This is a genomic window from Acinetobacter sp. YH16031 (assembly GCF_013417335.1).
Classification (GTDB): Bacteria; Pseudomonadota; Gammaproteobacteria; order Pseudomonadales; family Moraxellaceae; genus Acinetobacter.
The window spans coordinates 1-15,072 of sequence record NZ_VPED01000025.1 but is presented as its reverse complement, the minus strand read 5'-3'; the positions used below and the strand labels follow the sequence as shown (position 1 = coordinate 15,072).

Annotated in this window: 12 protein-coding genes; 8 read left to right on the top strand and 4 right to left on the bottom strand. The window is 38.5% G+C overall.

All coding sequences use genetic code 11. The features are described 5' to 3' along the window. The first annotated feature begins 735 nt into the window (after positions 1–735). The 3 genes from aroQ to accC are packed head-to-tail and all read left to right on the top strand — an operon-like array spanning position 736 to position 3,013. Positions 736–1,191, top strand: coding sequence for a type II 3-dehydroquinate dehydratase (gene aroQ / locus FTV31_RS11250; protein ID WP_004785950.1), 456 nt, complete (start codon positions 736–738; stop codon positions 1,189–1,191). A 16-nt stretch (positions 1,192–1,207) separates the two neighbouring features. Next, a complete protein-coding gene (gene accB / locus FTV31_RS11245) occupies positions 1,208–1,624 on the top strand; it encodes an acetyl-CoA carboxylase biotin carboxyl carrier protein (protein WP_004785952.1) in 417 nt (138 codons plus the stop codon). An 18-nt stretch (positions 1,625–1,642) separates the two neighbouring features. Then, positions 1,643–3,013 carry an acetyl-CoA carboxylase biotin carboxylase subunit gene (gene accC / locus FTV31_RS11240; protein ID WP_175967543.1) on the top strand — a complete coding sequence of 457 codons (1,371 nt, stop codon included), beginning with the start codon at positions 1,643–1,645 and terminating at the stop codon, positions 3,011–3,013. A 62-nt stretch (positions 3,014–3,075) separates the two neighbouring features. Here accC and FTV31_RS11235 read toward each other — a convergent pair whose 3' ends face one another. Continuing rightward, positions 3,076–3,522 carry a hypothetical protein gene (locus FTV31_RS11235; protein WP_171065466.1) on the bottom strand — a complete coding sequence of 149 codons (447 nt, stop codon included), beginning with the start codon at positions 3,520–3,522 and terminating at the stop codon, positions 3,076–3,078. 325 nt (positions 3,523–3,847) lie between these two features. On the opposite strand from FTV31_RS11235, the gene FTV31_RS11230 reads away from it, so the two are divergent. Together FTV31_RS11230 and FTV31_RS11225 are read left to right on the top strand one after the other, a co-directional pair. Beyond that, the gene (locus FTV31_RS11230; protein ID WP_180014906.1) at positions 3,848–5,278 is read left to right on the top strand and encodes a diguanylate cyclase; all 1,431 of its coding nucleotides are present in this window, start codon (positions 3,848–3,850) and stop codon (positions 5,276–5,278) included. Between the two features lie 49 nt (positions 5,279–5,327). Beyond that, a complete protein-coding gene (locus FTV31_RS11225; protein ID WP_180014904.1) occupies positions 5,328–6,818 on the top strand; it encodes an amidase in 1,491 nt (496 codons plus the stop codon). A gap of 15 nt (positions 6,819–6,833) precedes the next feature. On the opposite strand, the gene FTV31_RS11220 is transcribed toward FTV31_RS11225, so the two are convergent. The 3 genes from FTV31_RS11220 to FTV31_RS11210 all read right to left on the bottom strand — a co-directional run bounded on the left by FTV31_RS11220 (position 6,834) and on the right by FTV31_RS11210 (position 11,962). Beyond that, positions 6,834–8,000 carry an MFS transporter gene (locus tag FTV31_RS11220; protein WP_180014902.1) on the bottom strand — a complete coding sequence of 389 codons (1,167 nt, stop codon included), beginning with the start codon at positions 7,998–8,000 and terminating at the stop codon, positions 6,834–6,836. Between the two features lie 3,208 nt (positions 8,001–11,208). Beyond that, positions 11,209–11,550 carry a hypothetical protein gene (locus FTV31_RS11215; RefSeq protein ID WP_034170370.1) on the bottom strand — a complete coding sequence of 114 codons (342 nt, stop codon included), beginning with the start codon at positions 11,548–11,550 and terminating at the stop codon, positions 11,209–11,211. 271 nt (positions 11,551–11,821) lie between these two features. Further along, complete coding sequence (locus FTV31_RS11210; protein ID WP_180014900.1) at positions 11,822–11,962, bottom strand: hypothetical protein; 141 nt, start codon at positions 11,960–11,962, stop codon at positions 11,822–11,824. A 320-nt stretch (positions 11,963–12,282) separates the two neighbouring features. Here FTV31_RS11210 and FTV31_RS11205 point away from each other — a divergent pair, with 320 nt between their 5' ends. From FTV31_RS11205 to FTV31_RS11195, 3 genes are all read left to right on the top strand, one after another. After that, on the top strand, positions 12,283–12,918 hold the full coding sequence (locus FTV31_RS11205; protein WP_180014899.1) for an SOS response-associated peptidase: 636 nt from the start codon (positions 12,283–12,285) through the stop codon (positions 12,916–12,918). A gap of 119 nt (positions 12,919–13,037) precedes the next feature. Beyond that, positions 13,038–13,595, top strand: coding sequence for a LexA family transcriptional regulator (locus FTV31_RS11200; RefSeq protein WP_180014897.1), 558 nt, complete (start codon positions 13,038–13,040; stop codon positions 13,593–13,595). Next, complete coding sequence (locus tag FTV31_RS11195) at positions 13,592–14,890, top strand: Y-family DNA polymerase (protein WP_180014895.1); 1,299 nt, start codon at positions 13,592–13,594, stop codon at positions 14,888–14,890. Before FTV31_RS11200 ends, FTV31_RS11195 begins: the two co-directional genes overlap by 4 nt. Positions 14,891–15,072: the final 182 nt, after the last annotated feature.

Genomic DNA, 15,072 nt, shown 5'->3' with positions numbered 1-15,072 from the left:
TGTTATTGAGCGAACATAAAGAATTACAAATAAAGGTAAGCTTTAGAAAATTGAGCACATTCGTCAATATTAGATGAGGCCAGTAAAAGATTAATGAAGAATCATAAGTTTTTAATTTTACTTTTACGGCCAGTATCATTTAGCCAATGTTCAGTAGCAATGAGCCTATCTCTTTTTGCAGAAAAATAATGTGTGACTTGCTTTACTAGCGACATAAAACCCATTTAATACTAAACTTCACTTCATACCATTTATCAAATAACTTTTTGATTTTTATTCCAAGTTTGATATTTTAGTTTACAGAATAATGAATAGAATAAAATTCTGATTCATTCAAAAATCTAATGAAAATCCGGTCTTTTACCGATCACCACAATTTTTGATATGAGCAGAGACTTCGACTAATAATTTTTATTTTTGACAAGCCATTGCCGAATAAACACTCAATTTAAAAGAATTATGAATAAACATTGAGGTCTAACTTACACAGCATAAATGTAACAATTCAGCCAATTCATCTAAAATATAAAAATGATGTAAAAGACGAAGATTTGGTAGTTTTGAACATTGCTAAATGCTTGCAAAGTTTTCATTATATGGCCATTGCGTGGTACATGCTTTTCTATGTCAATTCAAAGAAATTATAAAAATAATGTAGGAATTCATGCCATAATAGGCGAAGTTTGTAGACATCTTGCAAACCTATCCTGAAACTTTTTAACTGGAGCACCATAGATGACTTCGACCATTTTGGTTATTCATGGACCGAATTTAAATTTGCTAGGAAAGCGCGAACCCGAAGTTTATGGTTATTTAACTCTAGAAGATATTAATCAGCAGCTCACTGCTCAGGCTGAAAAAGCTACTTTACAACTTGACACTTTCCAGAGCAACTGGGAAGGCGCAATTGTTGACCGAATTCATCAAGCCCAACAAGACGGCGTGCAATATATCATTATTAATCCTGCTGCCCTGACACATACCTCAGTTGCAGTTCGTGATGCACTTCTTGGCGTGGCAATCCCGTTTATTGAAGTCCACCTGTCTAACGTCCATGCACGTGAGGCATTCCGACATCATTCATATCTATCCGATAAAGCTATTGGCGTGATCTGTGGTCTAGGTGCAAAAGGCTATGCTGCCGCACTCGACTATGTCATTGAAAAAATACAATCTTCTAAACAATCTTAATTAGGAATACTGTCTCATGGATATCCGTAAAATCAAGAAGCTCATCGATTTGATGATTGAATCTGACTTACAGGCGATTGAAGTTAAGGAAGGTGATCAGTCGATTGCTCTGACTCGTCGTAATCCAGTAGTTGCAGCAGCTGTTCCTGCAATGCCTGCACCTGCAGCTGACGTCCCTGCAGCTAAATCTCCTCGTGGTGCAGTTGAAAAATCTCCAATGGTTGGCGTGTTCTATGCGGCTCCAAGCCCAGGCGAAGCACCTTTTGTAAAAATTGGCCAAACTGTTTCTGCTGGCGAAACACTGGGTATCATTGAAGCAATGAAAATCATGAACCCGATTGAAGCAACTCAAAGCGGCGTGATTGAAGAAATTCTGGTGAAAAATGGTGAAGTGATTCAGTTTGGTCAGCCACTTTTCCGTTACCGCGCCTAATCACTTCGGGGATTCATAATGTTGCAAAAAGTTTTAATTGCAAACCGAGGTGAGATCGCCTTGCGCATCGCCCGAGCTTGCAAAACTTTAGGAATTAAAACAGTCGGTGTCTATTCAGACGCTGACAAAGACCTGATGCACTTACGCTTCTGTGACGAAGCCGTGTGTATTGGTCCTGGCGCAAGTAGCGACAGTTACCTGAATATTCCAGCCCTGATTACAGCTGCTGAAATCACCAGCGCAGATGCCATCCACCCTGGTTATGGCTTCCTGTCTGAAAATGCTGAATTTGCTGAAATCGTAGAAAGCTCTGGTTTTATCTTCATTGGTCCACGTCCAGAACATATTCGCCTGATGGGGAACAAGGTTTCTGCGATTATTGCCATGAAAAAAGCGGGTGTACCAACTGTACCTGGCTGTGATCATGCGGTGACGATTCACAATGCGCTTGCTGAAGCCAAAGAAATTGGTTTCCCGCTCATCGTGAAAGCGGCTTCCGGTGGTGGTGGTCGTGGTATGCGTATCGTAGAACGTGTGGATACCCTGCTTGAATCAGTACAAGCTGCGCAGCGTGATGCTGAAATGTGGTTTGGTGATGACACGGTTTATATGGAACGTTTCCTGCAAAAACCGCGTCACGTCGAAGTACAGGTTCTGGGCGACGGTAATGGTCATGCGATCCATTTATATGACCGTGACTGTTCTTTACAGCGTCGTCACCAGAAAGTACTTGAAGAAGCGCCAGCGCCTAACCTGCCAGAACAGGCTCGTGCTGACATTCTTGAGGCCTGTGTCAATGCTTGTAAATTGATGCAATATCGTGGTGCCGGTACATTCGAGTTCCTGTTTGAAGAAGGCGAATTCTTCTTTATCGAAATGAACACCCGTGTTCAGGTAGAACACCCTGTGACTGAAATGGTCACCGGTATCGACATCATTGAACAGCAGTTACGTATTGCGGCTGGTTTAGGTCTGGATATCCAGCAAGAAGATGTACGTGTTCAAGGTCATGCGATCGAATGCCGTATCAACGCTGAAGATCCGTCGAACTTTATGCCATCTCCTGGCAAAATCGAGACTTTTTATGCGCCAGGTGGTGCAGGTATCCGTTTAGACTCTCATATCTATCCAGGTTACAGCATCCCGCCATATTATGATTCTATGATTGCCAAGCTAATTGCCCATGGTAAAGACCGTAAAACTGCAATAGCACGCATGAAGCAGGCCTTGGATGAAATGATTCTGACAGGTGTTAAAACCAATATTCCATTACACAAAGATCTGATTCTTCAGGATGAAAATTTCTGTGAACAGGCAATGGATATTCACTATCTGGAAAAACATTTGTTGAAGCAGCTTGAAGGTGCTGAAGACAAAGAAAAAGCTTAATCCAGTAATTGATCTAATAAAAAACCGCTGAAGTCAGCGGTTTTTTTATATCAAGTCTTCAATCAAGGCAAAATGCGTCGAAGCACAGCAAAACATTGTTCTGCTTTTTCATTGGCACAGAAATTAATGGTATTTGAGTTCTGCCACTTCACAAAATACTGCGAAATCTCGCCTGACTGATCTACCTGATTGCCAGAACAGTCTTTTTCATTATTGTCGTATTTAACCTGCATAATCAGCGCTGGAATCTGTGCAGCCGGATCTTGTGAAGGCTGATAGTCATACAGTCCTGTGGTCCATTCTGAACCGCTTTTAATCACTACGTTGTTATTACCTTTAAAATTATAGTATTCAACACATTTCTTATTATCTGGAATTTCCATTCCCCATAGCCCGACAATTTCAGGACGGGTATTAATGGTAAAGGTATTCGGAACTTCGATAGGTTTCGCAATACTATTTGCAGCTTGATTATTATTTTCTGTTGCCATTAGCCAAGATGAGCTCATGAGCAAGACAAGGCTAAGACAGGTTTTTTTCATATTCACAGGCTTCGTTTCAATCCTAATAATTAATTTTAACTTATCATATTTTTCGGGATCATATTCTGCTCTGCATCAGTTTAAATACCGAAATAAAACAAATTTTTATCATTATAGTTTAAAAACATGGATTTCCTTTTTTAATTTTTTTGTATATATTTCGTATACAAACGTATATTGATAACGTAAGTAAAAACAGATTATTCCAAGAATAAAGTTGTACTTTTGGGTAAAAAGCATTTCCCAAACAAAGTGATATTTCACAAATAAAAATTAGATACAGGACTTAGATTTGCGAATACCTCGAATCACAGACCAGAACTTGAATCCTGAAACATATGCCTACTTGGTCATTCTTTTCATTATTTTAGTGACTTGTTTGATTGGCATCATGACCAGAACACAGGATTATTTAGCCATACTCTGGCCTGCCAATGCTGCCTTGCTGGCCATGTTCTTACGCTTCCCCCGTTTAAACAATATGGGCGGGTGGCTAGGTGCTTTCTGTGCCTTCATGTTTGCCGATCTGGCAACAGGTAATAATCTTTTACAGAGTTTGTTTCTAACGCTTGCTAACCTGATTAGTACGATTGTATCGCTGTTTTTTATCCGATATTTCCAGATCAATTATAAGTATTACAATACTGGCTTCACTTTCGTGCATATGTTCGGCATCTGTGCATTTGCAGGATGCCTGGCTAGTGCAGTTTTTGCCGTTGCGACCTTACCCAATCTTCCTCATTCCTTTATGACCAAGGAAAATTTATGGATTGATTTTGGGCTGTGGTGGACAGGCGAAATGGTAAATTACATTATTGTCCTGCCGCTTTTTCTAGCCTTTCCTAGAACCAAAGATCTCAAGTATTTATTTAAAAACCGCAGAAAGAAGCAGAACTCTTTTAGTTATCTGCTGCCAGCAGGTACGGTAATCCTGTGTATTATCCTGAGTAATATTTTTGTCGGTCCAGGTGCCCTGCTTTATCCGTTGGCAGCTTTAATCTGGGCAGCACTGACCTATCGCATCTTCACAATTGCGATTATTAATGCCTTTGTAATCATTTTGATGTATTACAGCCTGACCCAGTTCTATGCCACTACACATGATACGTTGGCAGACTCGACCATTTATATCTCGTTAAGGATCGGACTATTTATGCTGGCATTATCACCGCTGATCCTGTGTATCATCAGTCAGAACCGCAATGATCTGTTTAAACGGGTATTGTATTTGGCCAATCATGACAGTCTGACGCGTACCATGAACCGGCATTTTTTCTTTCAGAAAGGTGAATATTTACTGCAACATTCCAAGAGTGTGCAGTTTTCCCTGATTATGCTGGATATTGATCATTTCAAACGTTTAAACGATCATTTTGGCCATCATGTGGGCGATAAAGTACTGCAACACTTTGCTGAAATCATCCGTTCCAATTTACGTTCTCAGGATCTGTTTGCGCGTATTGGTGGTGAGGAATTTGTGATTTTGCTTTGGGATACCAAACCATCTAAGGCCCAGTTTATTGCCGAGCGTATTCGTGAACTGGTAGCTAAAACGCCAATGTATCAACCTGATGGATCACCGTTATCGATTACTGTGAGTCTCGGGATTACGCATCAACATGCCCCGCTTTCTCAAGATTTACAGCAACTGATCAATACCACGGATCAGGCCTTATATCAAGCCAAACACTTGGGACGTAATCAGGTGGTGCTTGCATCCTGAACTGAAACCCTCTACAACCTTATAACAATATCAACGCTAGGGAATGCAGATGAAATTTGAAGAATACTTACAATACGATGGATTAGGACTGGCTGAACTGGTTAAAAATAAACAGGTGCATTCAAGTGAACTTTTATCAGTTGCCTTAGAACGCAGTGCAAATATTAATCCTGAAATCAATGCCATTATTATTCCCATGCATGAGCATGCCTTGCAGCGTACCCAGCAAAAACTGTCTGGCCCCTTTGCTGGAGTTCCATTTCTGGTCAAAGACCTGTTTCAGGAATATGCAGGTTATCCGACGTCTTATGGATGTCAGGGTTTAAAGCGTATCGGGTATATCGCTGAAACCAATGCCGAGATTGTTAATCGTTGGGAACAGGCAGGTATTGTGACCTTTGGCCGTACCAACACCCCTGAATTCGGAATTAAAGGCATTACCGAGCCAGATGCCTGGGGCAGCTGTAAAAACCCGTGGAATTTAAGACATAACAGTGGTGGCTCGTCAGGCGGTTCTGCTTCTGCTGTGGCAGCCGGCATTGTGCCAATTGCCGGTGCAGGTGATGGTGGTGGCTCAATTCGTATTCCGGCTTCCTACTGTGGTCTGTTTGGTTTAAAACCAAGCCGTGGACGTACGCCGTGGGGACCGCAAATGAGTGAGGCAATGCACGGTGCTGCCATTCAACATGTACTCACCAAAACTGTTCGGGATAGTGCGGCAATGCTGGATGCCACCCATGGTGAAGATCGCAGTTCACTGTTTACGATTCAACGTCCGCATACACATTATCTGGAAGTGATTCAGCAACCACCAAAAAAATTAAAAATCGCATTTAATACGCGTTCCAGCATTGATACGCCTGTTTCTCAGGATGCTATTAAAGCGGTAGAACAAACTGCCCGTTTACTGGAATCTTTAGGTCATGCAGTCGTTGAGGATCAACCGCAGATTGATGGCATGCAACTGGCTAAAGATTTTATTACGACGTGGTTTAGCCAGTTTTCTTATATGCTGGACGAAATCCAGAAAGGCTATCCATCCAGATCAGGCGATTTTGAACTGGATTCTCTGGCGCTAGCTGCTTTTGGTGCCAAAACGACGGCAATTGAATATATCCAAAATCTGACCAACTGGGGACAATATGTGACCCAGATGAATCATTTCTTTGATGATTATGATCTCTACCTGACACCAGCCACGGCCACTGTTGCACCCAAAAATGGCGAAGTCAAGACACCAAACTGGCAGAAGCCGATTCTTAAAGCTTTATTAAAAATGAATAAGGCACATTTATTGGCACAAGGTAAGCTGGTCGACCAGATTGTGAAAGAAAACCTAAAATGGGTGCCATTCACCCAGTTAGCCAATATTACCGGCCTTCCTGCAATGTCTGTACCGCTATACTGGAATGAAGATAACCTGCCTTTGGGCTCACAGTTTATTGCACCATTTGCCCGTGAAGATTTGCTGTTACAACTGGCCGCTCAATTAGAACAGGCTCAGCCCTGGTTTAATCAATATTCCAAAATCCGCATTTAATCATTCAATCGTATCTTAAACCTGCTTTTGCAATTCGACTTTGCTGGGTAAGCCAAATACCAACAATAGGCCAAGCAAGGTCGACAGCGCAGCAGCAATAAAGATTGATGTTCCACCGACCTGATCCCAATAACGACCGGCTAGAATGCTGCCACTCGCCACGCCTAAGCCCCACATGGTGCTATACAGTGCCTGTCCACGGCCTTGTTGTCCAGCCGAGAAGTTCTGGAAAATAACCCGCATGGCAATCATATGGAATAAGCCAAAACTCAAAGCATGAATGCTCTGGGCAAGAAACTGTGCCAGAAATGACGATGGAAATAGGCCGACAGTCAGCCATCTTAAACCAGTCATTAACAGGCATAGCATCACCAGATGCCGCCATGACCAGCGTGTCAGAAAAAATGTGGCATAGGCGAACATAATGATTTCAGCAATAACCCCAACCGACCAAAACAATCCGATCTGACTGGTACTGAATCCATTCTGGCTGAGATAGTTACTATAAAAACTATAAAACGGCGCATGTGAAAACAGCATGATCAGTTCAATCAGGAAAAAACTGTATACCACTGGCCGCTTGAAGATCGGCCATAAGGCTTCGAGTTTTTTCTGAGCTGTGGGTGCTGCTGAGGGTTCTTTGATGGTAAATGACCAGAGGAAAGCTAGAAATGAAATACAGAGCAATAAGACTGGTAGCATACTGATGCTGACAATCTCAAAAATTGCTCCTAAACCAAATACACCAATAATAAATCCAATAGATCCCCACTTACGCACTTTACCATAGAGCTCTGCCCTTTTTTCACCTAACCAGAATAAAGTCACACCTTCAAACTGAGCCAAAATTGCATTTTGAAAGAAACTGAAAATCAGCATGAGCAAAGCGACTGACTGGAAGCTATTTGGAATGATAAATATCATGAACCAGATACAAGCTTCCATCCAGGTAGCTATACGCACCAGCAACATGCGTTTCCCGGATTTGTCTGCAATCCACCCCCAAATAAATGGCGCAAAAAATCGGGTGACAATCGCAATCGAAGATAAAACCCCAATTTCTTGATAATTAAAGCCTTGATCCTCTAGATACAGACTCCAGAAAGGCATGAATGCGCCCACAATCGCATAATAAAAAAAGTAGAAAAAACTGAGTCTGTAATGAATAGCTAGAGATTGCATCAAACTAGATACTCTTTCATTTCTGATAACTTAAAATAAATATAAGTTGCGCTTAGTTGCATTGAATGGGTCTCGGTTGAGTCTAGTTAATCTATAAGCTAATCATCTATAGATTCTTCAAAGCTCTTTAACTAATTTTAGAAAAGTTAGATTTTAACTTAATACATTACCTAAATTCTTAATTTATTCTTTTAGTTCAATCATGAGCTTATCAATCGTAATCATTTGATGGTTCTAAGAATTAAAATGACTGAGGTTCTGACATTTAGACAGCTTAACGTTACAAAATCTGAGCCTTATTTAGCTTGTACTTTGTCTATCATGGGCTCACCAATAAGAAAAGAAAAACCCCTTAACATTTAGAATGTAAGAGGTTTAGTTTGCCGTAATACGTTCGGCTATGATTTTAACTTTGCTTTAAACTCAACCCATCCATTGACTTGGGTGATAGTTAGGTCGATAGCTGAGTATTGATAGTAGCGCTCCACCTCAACAGGAGTTTTAGCGCTCATCTCCTTTCGCGCCTCTTTGAATTCAAAATATGGGTTATTAAAATTAATAACATTAGAATTGATAACTGATATTAAGTAATCAGTTGTGTGAATATATTGTATGTGTGCTCATAACCAGCCCGTTAAGTCAAAATTCAAACCAATTATTAGCCTATTATTATTGAAAAATCAAATAGCACAGAACACTTAACTCATTGATAATAAAAAAAATTTATCATTCTAAATTAAACTTTTTTCAAACAATCCCGGCATTCTTTCTTGCCGTCGCTAATCTCAGTCGCACCATGTAGGCAGAATAAGGAGAATAGTAATCGGAGCATACTTTTTTCCAGACAAAAAATAACCCGCTTAACCTGGGGAAGTTAAGCGGGTAGGCTTCTTTAACACGTCATTATAGTTTTTAGCTAGTTCATCATTATTCATGGAGCACCTTTAAAGTAGCACTTATATAGTGCAGCAATAGTATAAGAAGCATTACTGAATGGTGGGTGCTGGTTGGCTTTGGGTTAAATTTGGTTATTTGTTAGACAGGAATTACACTATTTAATTATTTTTGTGTTCTGGTCGCCGTATAAAGTTTATCAGGCAACAAAAAAGCTCTTATTTCTATGGACTTTAAAAACTCGCAAAGAAATCGAATAAATATTTAATGAATGTGAACCTGTCATTAATATCGGATACGTCAAATACCCATAAAGTTTTAGTTTGTGATCTATATTTAAATCTTACTGCTGGTACCTTAGTTGTCACTGACGCATCTTCACCGAGATGTTCAGCAATTAACTTTAGATTTTCTGATAGAAATCGTGATTTATTTATTGTTCTAGATTTTGTGGGCTCGAAAGTCGCTAAAATTTCATCATATACCCAATTAAGAAAACTTAGATCTATCGCTTTATATTTATTCATAAGGTGCATCAATCTATTTAAAAGACTGTGAAGACTCTTTATAACATTTCATTTAATTGAATAAATATTATTTTTAAGAAATAAAAATGTATATACCTGTAAAAAAAACCCACTTATGATGGGCTTTCGTTTTATCTTTTAAACTTATCTATTCAGAAGCTTTAAGCTCATCAGACAATTTTTCTAAACTCTTTGCTCTTTCTTGTTCGCTAGAAAGATTATATAAATGGAAACACAGAAAGAATATAAATGCCAAAAATACTCCGCCTAAAATTACAACTCTTTTTTTTCAAAAGATTCAACTTAATTTAAGCATGGGCCTTAGTATGGACCTTTTTGTTTAATAAACCAACAAAAAAGCCCATCTTTCGATGAGCTTCTTCATAGTAACACTTCAAACGGCGGGAGTGTCACAAGATAAACTTGCTGGACTGACCCACATTGGCAGTTACCGCCAGAACTCTAATCTATCATACCTATTGATATAAAAATAGCCTCTCCACGAAACTAGGTGCTACCCTCTTTAGTTATAGGTTAATGAAAATATCACTTAGCTATTCCAGTCAAAAAAAAACCACATCATTGGGGACGATGTCCGCAGAACTCTAAATTCAAAATGTGGAGATTTTTGAACATATGGTAAAATATAATGAAAATATTGTATGCAGTAAATCACACTTAGATATTAAGTCGATGATTAACAATCATATTGACCGATAAAATAGAAATAAGTCACTTATTCAAATTTCTAGTTAATCTCAGTCTCTTTGACCAGATCTATTACTTAACTTAGCTAAGCTATTCAAGCCAGATACATAGTAAGAAATTAAGCCAAACTTTTCTTTAGGCGATAAAAAAGCCCACATTGCTGTGGGCTCTTCCCCTTTATCATTTTGCGCTGATTCAGGATTGTTGACGAAATGTACAACGGTCAAACAATAGCCAATTCATGACAAATACAAATATATATAGAAATTAAATATCTATCTATACATAAAAAGCCTAAACTGTGATCTTTGCAGTCAATAATTTCTAGTTTGAACTTGATAAAGCTTTATTTTAGGCAACAAAAAAGCCCATCTTTCGATGAGCGTCTGCAAAATAACACCCAGTAATAAGTGTGTTATCAGGTCATCTGATCAATCTACTCCCCATGACTGGTTGCCCGTATAAGTCTTCCTTATTCCACTGATTAATCCAAAGACTTTTTAACACAATTATTTTTCTAAATTATTGATTCCATCCCGGTGCATAAGATTGATCGCTATCATCCTACTATTCACCTTGATCTCTAGTCCAAATCTTTAAGTATTTAAATGAAATGAGCGATCTAAAAGTCAGCAAGACTATCCTTGATCATAGAGAATAATAATACTGCGCAAACCGCAAACAAGAGCCCGATCAAAGCAAATAAAGGATCCTGATAAATAAGACCTAAAACCATGAGAGAAACAGCAAGGATGACAAGGAAAATAATGCCGCATATTTTAAAGAGATACATATCCAGAACCTAAAGCAAAAGCTATGCTTTCAAGAAGCAATTTTTGTTCCTTTTTTAAATAATTTTTATATTTATTATCAATATAAGTTGATCAATATTCTATTTTATTGGTGCGAATCTAGTATATAAAATACGGAGCTACTCAGTACCCATATTTCGAGAAAAATTCAGAAATCCAGACATTAAAAAGCCACCCTAAAGAGTGGCTCAATAATCAAATTTTTTATTGATATGCAATTATAGCGGTCACTATTTTCAAATAAAAATTTTAATAAATATTCTTTCTTTACCCGAAATAATCTCGACATGCATTCCTCCATGAAAGATCAAAATATTCCTGATCTACCTGCCGTCTTTCAATCAGCACAATATTTTTATTTACTACAATAAACCTCCGATGCTTCATTTCATTCGTAGATTTATCTCTGAAACTAACCTCACCACATTCTCCCTCTTGTTGATGAAATTGAACCAGATCTGAATTCGGTAAAGCATTCCTTACCATCTCCCTAAATTTTTTTAAATCCTCATCCTGTAGGATCTTAGAGTCAGCTTCTTGCTGTGTATTTGGTTGACTACACCCCAGAAGTATTAAAGCTACAAGAGGCAAGATAATTAGTTTTTTCATAAGCTGTCCTCCTGAGAAAGAGGATCACATTATTTTTAAAGTATAGCTATTATTAAAATGAATAGTTTTGTAAACCATTCAACTTTATCAATAAATTTAATCAGGAAAATTTAGAACAGATAAAAAGGAATAATAGCTAAAAAGAGCTTGCTGTTTCTCTGAAAATAGCAAAGTTCTGAAAAATTATATGAGACATGTCAGAGATGACTCTACTGAAAGAATGGGAGACCTCACAACCTTCTCTTGCTAGTGGTGAGGTCCTTTCAAGAGATTATTCAACAGGATTTGCTGCTTGACTATCTACCCGTTCATTCTGAGTAGCAGGATGATTTGAACCATCCTTTTTGTATTTCATTTTTTTATAACAATAACCTGCAAGTACACCTGCACCAATTAACGTTAATAACTTCATTTTTCACCTCATGCTCATAATTGCAAGCCTATATAACTAACATCTATATTTGTAGCTTTCCAAAGCCATTTAGAGTGTTTTTTTAAATAAAAAGTTAAATTATGTATATCTATATAGATCAAATAAAATTTTAATATTTTCATAATATTAAATTTACTTAAAATATTCTTGAGTTAAATATTTTTAGGCTCTAAATATATACTTATAAAATAAAAATCCTGCTTGCTGATTAAAATTCAACTTACGATATTCAAATTGTTTTGAACTTATCTCTCTTATATTTTAATTCTCATAATAGATCATAATGAGAGCGTTCTCCCATGTGTTCAAACTATGAATTTCCCTCAAAAAGCCGTCTCTCTTTATTAGATATCCATGAAGAGCAACTTGAACTGGATATGAAAACTCATGTATATCCTTTGGCTCCCGCTCCCATCATTATGCGTGGTGCTGACGAGTTTGAACTGGATATCGCACGTTTTGGGCTTATTCCTTCTTGGGCCAAAGAATTAAAATTTGGTCGGCATACTTATAATGCCCGGACTGAGACTGTCGCCTCAAAAGCAAGCTTTCGGCATGCCTGGAAAAACAATCAGTTTGCCTTAGTACCTGTAGATACGTTCTATGAACCCAAATACATTAATGGCAAATCTCATTGGTATGCTATTTCTCGTGAAGACGGCGATCCTTTTACTGTTGCAGCCATTTATGATGATGCAATCATTGAGGGTGAAAAAGTTCGGTCTTTTTCAATGCTCACAATTAATGCAAATCAGCATCCTTTTATGAATCAATTCCATAATCCGAATGATGAAAAACGCTCAATTATTGTGATACCGGAAGAGTCAAGACAGGACTGGCTGCACTGCAATCATGAGGAAGCAAGTGAGTTTTTCTTCGAAATGCGGGATGAATTTATTGCAAAGCTACGAGATTCCCGTTTGTCGGAAAACTGAAATATAAAAGCAATTTAATTATTAGTATCTGATTTTAAAGCATTTAATTTATTTGTATAAAAATAAAGCAATCATTACAATCTTGATTAATGTAACAACAATCAAGAAGTAGCAGGTTTATGACAAATTCGCATGGGGGCTTTAGAATTGGTGCAGGCAGAAAAAAGGCCGAAGAAACCAAAGTAATTCGTGTACCTGAATGCAAAGTCCTGGATATCAAAGCATACTTAAAATCACTTAAAAAAGAAAATGAAATCAGTGATATTCGCCAGTTTGATCCTGTTACCCAAATGGAAATTCCTTTAGTTACTGAACGCGTTCAGGCTGGTTTTCCCTCACCTGCACAAGATTATATTGATAAAAAACTCGACCTGAATGAATTCCTGATTAATAACGCTAATGCTACTTTTATTGTTCGAGCCAATTCGCTGTCAATGTTGAATGCAGGTATTGATATCAATGACGCCCTGATTGTGGATCGTAGCATTGAAGCGCAACATCGAGATATTGTGATTGCCTGTGTAGATAACGAATTTACTGTCAAACGGCTGATTATCGATGTAAAGGGTTGCTGGCTAAAAGCCGAGAATGATGACTATTCCGATATTCATCCTGTAGAAGGTCAGCAATTTGAAATCTGGGGTGTGGTCACCAACGTCATTAAAAAATTCAGATGAAATATCAGCAAGAAATCTATGCGCTGATTGATGTCAATAATTGCTATGTCAGTTGTGAGCGCCTATTCAATCCGAAACTGAATCAGGTACCTGTGATTGTGCTGTCAAATAACGATGGCTGTGTAGTTTCACGTTCGCAGGAAGCAAAAGATCTCGGCATTAAAATGGCTGTTCCATTCTTCCAGATACGCAATATTGTCGAACAGCATCAAGTTCAAGTGCTATCCAGCAACTATGCCCTCTATGCAGAAATGTCCAAACGTTTTCATTCCATTCTGTCTGAATATGTAGCACCTGATGAACAGGAGGTTTATTCCATAGATGAATGCTTTCTGAAAATTACAGCTTATGCAAAAAATCATGATTTAACAGAATATGGTCAGGATATGCGGCGGCGTATTTTGCAATGGATTGGCTTACCCGTTTGTGTAGGCATTGGCCGCTCCAAAACCGAAGCTAAATTAGCCAACTATATGGCCAAGAAAGCCAAACGCTTTAATGGGGTTTGCGATCTTTCTTCTATGCATCCACAACATAGAGATTACTTCTGGAGCTTGATTGATGTTGCTGAAGTCTGGGGGGTTGGGCGCCAGCAGAGTAAAAAGTTAAAGAACTTAGGTATACATACTGTTCTTGATTTAGCTCAGACCAATTGTCATCGAATCGGAAAATTATTTTCAGTTGTTATGCAAAGAACTGTGATGGAATTACAGGGAATTTCCTGTATTGAACTGGAACAGGCGTGCCAGCCCAAGAAGCAGATTATTTCTTCACGCTCATTTGGTTCCCGAGTAACAGATCTTGAAGCTTTAACGGAGGCTATGAGTGATTACCTGCAAAATGCCGTCAAACGCTTGAGAGAAGATCAATCCTTATGTGGTTGCATCATTGCTTTCGCTCAATCCAATCCTTTTGACAAGAACAGATCCTTTTATCATAAATCTATCAATATCGCTTTTCCTGAACCTACTGATTCCGTTGTTGTCATGAACCGAGCGTTGATGCAACAGATGCATGAGCTGTTTTCAGAAGGTGTAGAGTTTAAAAAATGCGGGGTTATTTTGACGGCGCTTGAACCTAAATCGGCCTATGTCTATGATTTGCTCTCGGATCAGGCTCAGATCGAGAAAAATGAGAAGCTTCAACAAGCGCTAGAAAAAGTAAAAGAAAGATTTGGGGATCAAAAGCTGGCGATTGGAGCAGCTAAAATGCCTGACCGGACTTGGACCATGTCTCAACAGCACCTAACTCAGAATTATTTTAGTTGGGATGGATTGTTAAAAATTGATCGGTAATTTCATCTTCCCAGTAAAGTGAAGCAGAAATTTTCCGAAACTTAAATCAAAATTTCTTAGATTAGCATTTGAAGTGCAACACCATGTTGTTGCCATAATACCTGACTCGGACTTTTAAAGCCGAGTCTTTTTCTTGGACGATGATTCAAGCGTTGAGTAATTTCTGCAATATATGCATCCGT

Excerpts from the sequence above, each read along its gene's own strand:
- FTV31_RS11225 (WP_180014904.1), top strand. The coding sequence starts at position 5,328 with ATGAAATTTGAAGAATACTTACAATACGATGGATTAGGACTGGCTGAA.
- FTV31_RS11220 (WP_180014902.1), bottom strand. The coding sequence starts at position 8,000 with ATGCAATCTCTAGCTATTCATTACAGACTCAGTTTTTTCTACTTTTTT.
- FTV31_RS11210 (WP_180014900.1), bottom strand. The coding sequence starts at position 11,962 with ATGAAGTTATTAACGTTAATTGGTGCAGGTGTACTTGCAGGTTATTGT.
- accB (WP_004785952.1), top strand. The coding sequence starts at position 1,208 with ATGGATATCCGTAAAATCAAGAAGCTCATCGATTTGATGATTGAATCT.
- FTV31_RS11215 (WP_034170370.1), bottom strand. The coding sequence starts at position 11,550 with ATGAAAAAACTAATTATCTTGCCTCTTGTAGCTTTAATACTTCTGGGG.
- FTV31_RS11205 (WP_180014899.1), top strand. The coding sequence starts at position 12,283 with ATGTGTTCAAACTATGAATTTCCCTCAAAAAGCCGTCTCTCTTTATTA.
- FTV31_RS11235 (WP_171065466.1), bottom strand. The coding sequence starts at position 3,522 with ATGAGCTCATCTTGGCTAATGGCAACAGAAAATAATAATCAAGCTGCA.
- aroQ (WP_004785950.1), top strand. The coding sequence starts at position 736 with ATGACTTCGACCATTTTGGTTATTCATGGACCGAATTTAAATTTGCTA.
- FTV31_RS11200 (WP_180014897.1), top strand. The coding sequence starts at position 13,038 with ATGACAAATTCGCATGGGGGCTTTAGAATTGGTGCAGGCAGAAAAAAG.
- FTV31_RS11195 (WP_180014895.1), top strand. The coding sequence starts at position 13,592 with ATGAAATATCAGCAAGAAATCTATGCGCTGATTGATGTCAATAATTGC.
- accC (WP_175967543.1), top strand. The coding sequence starts at position 1,643 with ATGTTGCAAAAAGTTTTAATTGCAAACCGAGGTGAGATCGCCTTGCGC.